Raw genomic sequence first — 5,632 nt, 5'->3', positions numbered from 1 at the left:
ACGCATGGCACGTTTTCGACGTGTGATGCGGATGCACGTATTCCACAGGAATCTCACGTTCCACTGCCTTGTCTTCAATTCGTGACTGCAAGCGGGAGAACAGCCACTTGCCAAGTCGCCGATTCCAGTATTTGCCAATGTCCTCGTCGGTGATACCGTCGAGGTGTTCGAGGACGATGACTGGGTTCTCGAACTGAGTGGCGTATTCAACAGCTCGATGTGAGGCTTTCTCGATCTCGTCTTCGATGGCGTCTTGACACCGTCCCCACACGAGGTCGTCCAAGAGATTCGACGCATATCGTGGTTTCAGCCGGTCTTCAGCACTGGCTTGTTTCTGTCGAAGGTGACGGACGCGACCACCATCCACGAACAATGGGTCAACGGGCGTGTCGTCTTGAAGGGCACAGCCCACCAAGAGTTTGGATTCACCCACGTCGAATCCGACTGGTGTCATATCGCCGCTTTCACACGAACACGAGTGGGCGGCTTCCACTTCGTAGTTCGCAGTAGCGTGCAACACCCAACGATTCCCGTCACGTTGTAAACGGAGCTCACCAGCCCACACGCTTTCGTCTTCGTCGTCAATCAGAGAGCGCCACCAGTCTTTCTGCTCGGGATTCAACTGGAGTGGTATCCAGAAGTTCGTCCCTCTACCGGGAAGTGGAACTTCCCAGCAGATTTCGTGGTGCCGGTCTTTATCGTGGTCGAAGACGGCTCGATGCCGACGACCCGCTGGGGACGCTCATTGGCTCCCTAGTCGTTCGTGGAGACGACATCCACCCGACTCCGACCCAAGCTCGAGCAATCGCTCGAGACGCCAGCAGCGCTCGCTGAGGATGCTCCCGAGTTCGCGGTCCACGTTTCCCTTTCGACGGTCGACCGGACAGACTATGCAACAGCTACGACGCAAATCCTGCAGTCTAAGAACCTCCGACCGACTCGAGAGATCGTTTCGTTGCTCCACGCATTGACCAGTTCGCCGTACGCCGCTGCTCGAGCACTGCAACAACTCGCCGACGAAGACGAACGCCGAGAGCTTCGACCGGACGAACTCCGCTATGCACTGGGAACGCTCGAACCTGACCAGTTACTCTCCGCTCTCCCACCGACGGTCGGCCGCATCGTTCAGACGCTTCTCACCGCTGAGAGTCGGCTCTCACAACGTGAGCTTGCTGACCGAGCGGATGTCTCGACACGGACGATCCGGAACTACCGCGACCGACTCGAGGCACTCGCTCTCATCCGCGTCGACGAGAACGGGTATCGACTGGCGTTGTCGTTCCAGACAGCCACCGAACGCCACGATCCTGTTGCTCCGGCTGTCCTCGAGGAGAGTCAGACGCTACTCGACGCGGCCGATACATTGCTCGAGACGATTCTTCCACCCGATCGCTACGGCGATCCTGATGATCCGCTTGGGAAAGCGCTGTTTTGGCCACCAAATCCATCGCGATTACTCGAGCATCCAACGGTCGGCTCCTGGATGCGACTAGCAGCTACACTCACAGCGACAGAATTCATCGAGGACAATCAGGACGTTCAGATGGGCTCACCGCTCGAGCAGCACTCGCTTTCTCACATAACTCCATAGCAAAACTGTGTCTCGTTCTCTCTCCGATCTACCGCCGCATGTAGTTAACCAACGGAAGCCCCTCTACTGCACCCAATGTTGGTTAAGCAGGCAATCTTGTGACCGGTACCAATCTGCTATGTGCAGGTCAAGCAGGTAACGGAGAGACGATCAATCTCTCCGATAGCTGCCAAAAGCCCCCTGCTGAATATAGGGTGTACAATGACCAAAGTAGAATACCTCTTTACAAACACTCGACACAAACAGGCTTATGTGTCATCTTACCTAATCTTAGATAGATGGTTCCCGATACTGAAACGAACGGTGGGACGACCGAAATGAACCGTGATGAGCATGCGAAGACATCCCGGAATGATGTTAGATCTGGTGTATTAGATGCTATTGGAACCGTTGCCCTCCTTGGATTCTCTCTTTTAGCTCTCTTCATCGGTGTAAGAGGGCTTTTTATCGGATCCTCGATGGCTATCAGTGGAGGATTCGTTGTTGTTTCTTGCCTGCTGGCTGCAGCAGCATTCAATTTCATCCCACCTTTCCGTTAGCATCACGTCGTACAACAGATGATTGCAAGCGGTCAATTCGCAGTCGGATGTAACAGGAAAGTCAGACCGAAGCGTGCTACAATTTTCGGCTTCTACCGCCACCGACTTTCGACTCTCGTCCGGTAGCGCAGTGCAAGGACACTCGTGCTCGCGATCGACTGAATGACGTGAGGCGGATGCTCGTCACGAGCGTCCTGGATGTTTTCCTCCGACTCGATAAGGTGTGGGTAAGCGCGGCGTCGGTCACGTCCGAGCGCGGTGGGTCGTCGTCAGGGCTGTCGGCCACGATTGCCGCGGCGTCCTCGAGCAGCTGTTGACGTTCGTCGCTCAGCCGGAGTGTCATTCGTTTCGTCGAACCCATATCAATTGATGTGCATACAGGGGTCCCAAAGGCGTCGGCCTCGAGTCGGCGATCGGGCTCGATTAATAAACTGGCGACACCGAGGTTGCGTATGTGACGGCCGATACCGGCGGGATCTATGCACACCGCGGTTCCGTTGAATACGCTACCCGTGCATACATCGACATCGAACCCCCAGGGGTCAGCACCTTGGAGCACTACTCAAATCAGTCATATGTATAAAATGTGGAGACCAGGGGGAGGTCTCCAACGAATGACAGTTGGGGTGACGGTGGAGGGAAAGGGATATTCCCTAACAGCTCTGAGTTCGGGTTACCTGTCTTTGGATATCCAAAGAGAGGTCTCGAGTGGCGAGGATGATTCCTCGCATATAGAAGTGTGAAGCTAGTGTCAAAAAGCCGTTTGGGTAGCAGATAATATTGAGGGTGCCTAATGGGTGGTGAAGAGTAAGGCGTTGCCAGCCAGCAGGGCGGTGCTGTACAGTGCGGTTACGCCAGAAAAGCGACGTCATTTGGCGGCGGCGGTCGACTGTGAAGCGCGAATATTCCACAAACCGAGTGACATCTGCGAGGGTAGTGGTCGGTCAGTACAGAGAGGACACTGAGCGTTACTACCGACAGCTAAACCAGCTGAGGAGGTACAATCGCACTTGCAACAGTGGCATCAGCGAGGAACAGTACGAAAGCGACCCATCCCTGAAATTGGTATTCGGGCGTTCGTATCGATGCGTACACGTACGCAGCCAAGCTGAGTACCATGGGCTGATCGACGAGACAAATCCCGATAAAGCAACTGGAAATCGTCTTCTCACTCGATCACTACGCATCTCCATGTAACGGCTCCAGAGAAGCCCTTGTCTCTGGTAAAACGGCGATATCAACCGTTATTCTCTTGCAATCTTTCTATGTGGCATGTCATGCTGTCAGCCAAACGTCTGAGTTTGGCACAAACTCCGTCGTTCTCTATCGGTCGGTCTCAAGTATCCTGTGGAGACCACACTGGATTTGTTAGTAGCAGAAGTTGAGACTACGTTGACTAATGTATATGGAGGGTATGTTTATCTCGCCACTTTGGTTCATCAAACGCTCCCCTCGACTCAGCACCTCACAAGACATCGTAATTTAACGTGATTTGAGTCGTTCGTTCTGTCCTGGCTTGGAGCAGGGGAGCGGGTTCATTCAGATATTTTAAGAGGTTATCGGTGTCAACGGTTGTTGGAATTCTCCAATTAGAGATAAATTAAACTATACTCAGATTGAATGATTGAAGGACCTTGTGAGGTGTTGAATATCATGTCTCACCACATGAAATCTGAGTAACTTGAGCCAGCTGCAATACGTTCGGATATAGTTCTAACAGGAGTTCTCGATACTCGGGGGATATTCTCCTAATCGAAGTTTGAGGTCTGATTGCGGTCGCGCCATACAAGTTAACGCGTATTTAGAGGCCTCCCCGGAGGTAAGACCCCGTGCTGCAGGTTGGGTTACTTTCCCCTCAATAATCCGTGCTGAACAAGCAAGACACATCCCGACTCGACACGAGTATTCTAACGGAAATCCTTCTTTCAAGCACGCCTGAAGAATCGTTTCAGTATCCGATACCGTAATCGAAGTATCTTTCGCAACAAATTCTACGTTATATTCTTCCATAGCACTCCTCTGTTAGTATTTCTGTTGAGCACCGCATACATCATAAAAGTCAGACATGATGGCATCGCGCTTCCGTTGCCATTGGTGGAAGGACTCGCTCTTCGTCGGAAATACTGTATAATGGTCCGCCAGTCGGTTTGCGATCTTTCGAATTTGATACAGTTCGTATAACTCCGACCAGTGGCCAAACGTGGACGCTATCGTTTTGAGTTTGAGCCCAAGTCCCATCGAAGGGGTGCCAGACCCGCCAACCGCATCTGCAAGCTGCTGCCCTGGGAGTGAGGCAACGATCTCCGAGAGGGTTTCGATATCGTACGCCGTTCCCCAGATATTATAGAGGTCAATTACTGCGAATCGACTTCCAAAACCAGTCATCACTTTGTGATTGTAATCCCAGAGCGCTTGCTCCGAAATGTCGTCCATCGCTATCGCTTCGATGGCTGCTTTTGCAGCCCAGTGTCCCGCTTTCGCGGCACCTCCGATTCCGCCACCGGTCGCTGGATTCACATGTGCGGCCGCATCACCGACTGCCATGTATCCCGGGGCAACTGCTGAGTCGTATGGCCGACGGGTTGGAAGCGCTGCTCCAAGTTTGTTTTTGACGGTTGCGCCGTCGAAGACTGGCTGATTGTGTAGATCTCGTTTTAGCGTTTCAACGAGCTGTATCGGCTCCTCTGTCATCTGAAAACCAAGGCCAACGTTGATCTCCCTTTTCGACCGTGGAAAGTACCAGAGATACCCCAACTCTGTGGTTGGTTTGAATTTGATCGCATCGGCCCAGTCAATGGGCTCTGGTACCTCGACCACCTCTCGGTAGGCAGAGCAGAATTGTGAGTAGCGAACGTTCGTATCGAATGTTGACTTCGAAAAATCGGCAGTATCCTGAAGTACCGACAGAGCACCAGCGGCGTCGATCGTTATATCGGCATTGTATGTAATCTGGTCGCCGTTCTGCTTTGCCCGAATACCACAGATTTGCTTGCTCTCTTGGCAGACTTCTGTCACAGCGGTGTTGTATTCGATAGTCACTCCGAGTCGTTGTGCCTCCTCGAGCAGAACTTCACCGTATCGCTTTCGGTCGATGACTGATCCAGACCGTCCAAACTCGACTTCAAGTTCCTGGTTTTCGTAGGGATTCTCGAAGATCGCTCGTCTGATTCCCTGGTTTGTGAACGATTCCTCCTTGAGATAGTCAGTGTTGATAACATCCGGAAAGGTGCTCTTGCCCTTAATTGCGTCACCGCACGCAATCCGACCGGCTTCGGACTCGCTCTTTCGCTCAAGAAGAACTACGTCAAGTCCAGCATCGGCAGCAGTTGCTGCTGCAAACGACCCAGCAGTACCACCACCGACAACAACAATATCGACACTCCGGTTGTCACTGTGATTTGCCATAGGATGTAGACAGATGTCGGGACCTCACGGTAAGAGTGTTGAAACACAATGCCACTTCCGACGTGTTTTTCAATGTTATTGGGTTCGAAGAATCAGA

5 protein-coding genes are annotated in these 5,632 nt (G+C 52.6%); 2 read left to right on the top strand and 3 right to left on the bottom strand.

What is annotated here, in order from left to right; all coding sequences use genetic code 11:
- On the bottom strand, positions 1-622 hold a 622-nt coding region (locus QA609_RS24490), incomplete at its 3' end, for an IS200/IS605 family accessory protein TnpB-related protein (RefSeq protein ID WP_278305235.1).
- Positions 623-763: 141 nt separating this feature from the next.
- Between QA609_RS24490 and QA609_RS24485 the strand changes: the two genes are divergently transcribed.
- Together QA609_RS24485 and QA609_RS24480 are read left to right on the top strand one after the other, a co-directional pair.
- Positions 764-1,591 (top strand): helix-turn-helix domain-containing protein, encoded by an 828-nt coding sequence (locus tag QA609_RS24485; RefSeq protein WP_278305234.1) that lies wholly within the window; start codon positions 764-766, stop codon positions 1,589-1,591.
- Between the two features lie 278 nt (positions 1,592-1,869).
- A complete protein-coding gene (locus QA609_RS24480; protein WP_278305233.1) occupies positions 1,870-2,130 on the top strand; it encodes a hypothetical protein in 261 nt (86 codons plus the stop codon).
- A gap of 1,713 nt (positions 2,131-3,843) precedes the next feature.
- Here QA609_RS24480 and QA609_RS24475 read toward each other — a convergent pair.
- Together QA609_RS24475 and QA609_RS24470 are read right to left on the bottom strand one after the other, a co-directional pair.
- Positions 3,844-4,140 (bottom strand): 2Fe-2S iron-sulfur cluster-binding protein, encoded by a 297-nt coding sequence (locus QA609_RS24475; protein WP_278305232.1) that lies wholly within the window; start codon positions 4,138-4,140, stop codon positions 3,844-3,846.
- A 12-nt stretch (positions 4,141-4,152) separates the two neighbouring features.
- Positions 4,153-5,535 carry a geranylgeranyl reductase family protein gene (locus QA609_RS24470; RefSeq protein WP_278305231.1) on the bottom strand — a complete coding sequence of 461 codons (1,383 nt, stop codon included), beginning with the start codon at positions 5,533-5,535 and terminating at the stop codon, positions 4,153-4,155.
- Positions 5,536-5,632: the final 97 nt, after the last annotated feature.

This window comes from Natronococcus sp. A-GB7 (assembly GCF_029688865.1).
Taxonomy (GTDB): domain Archaea; phylum Halobacteriota; class Halobacteria; order Halobacteriales; family Natrialbaceae; genus Natronococcus.
The sequence above is the reverse complement of the archived record's forward strand: the minus strand, read 5'-3'. Positions and strand labels throughout refer to the sequence as shown.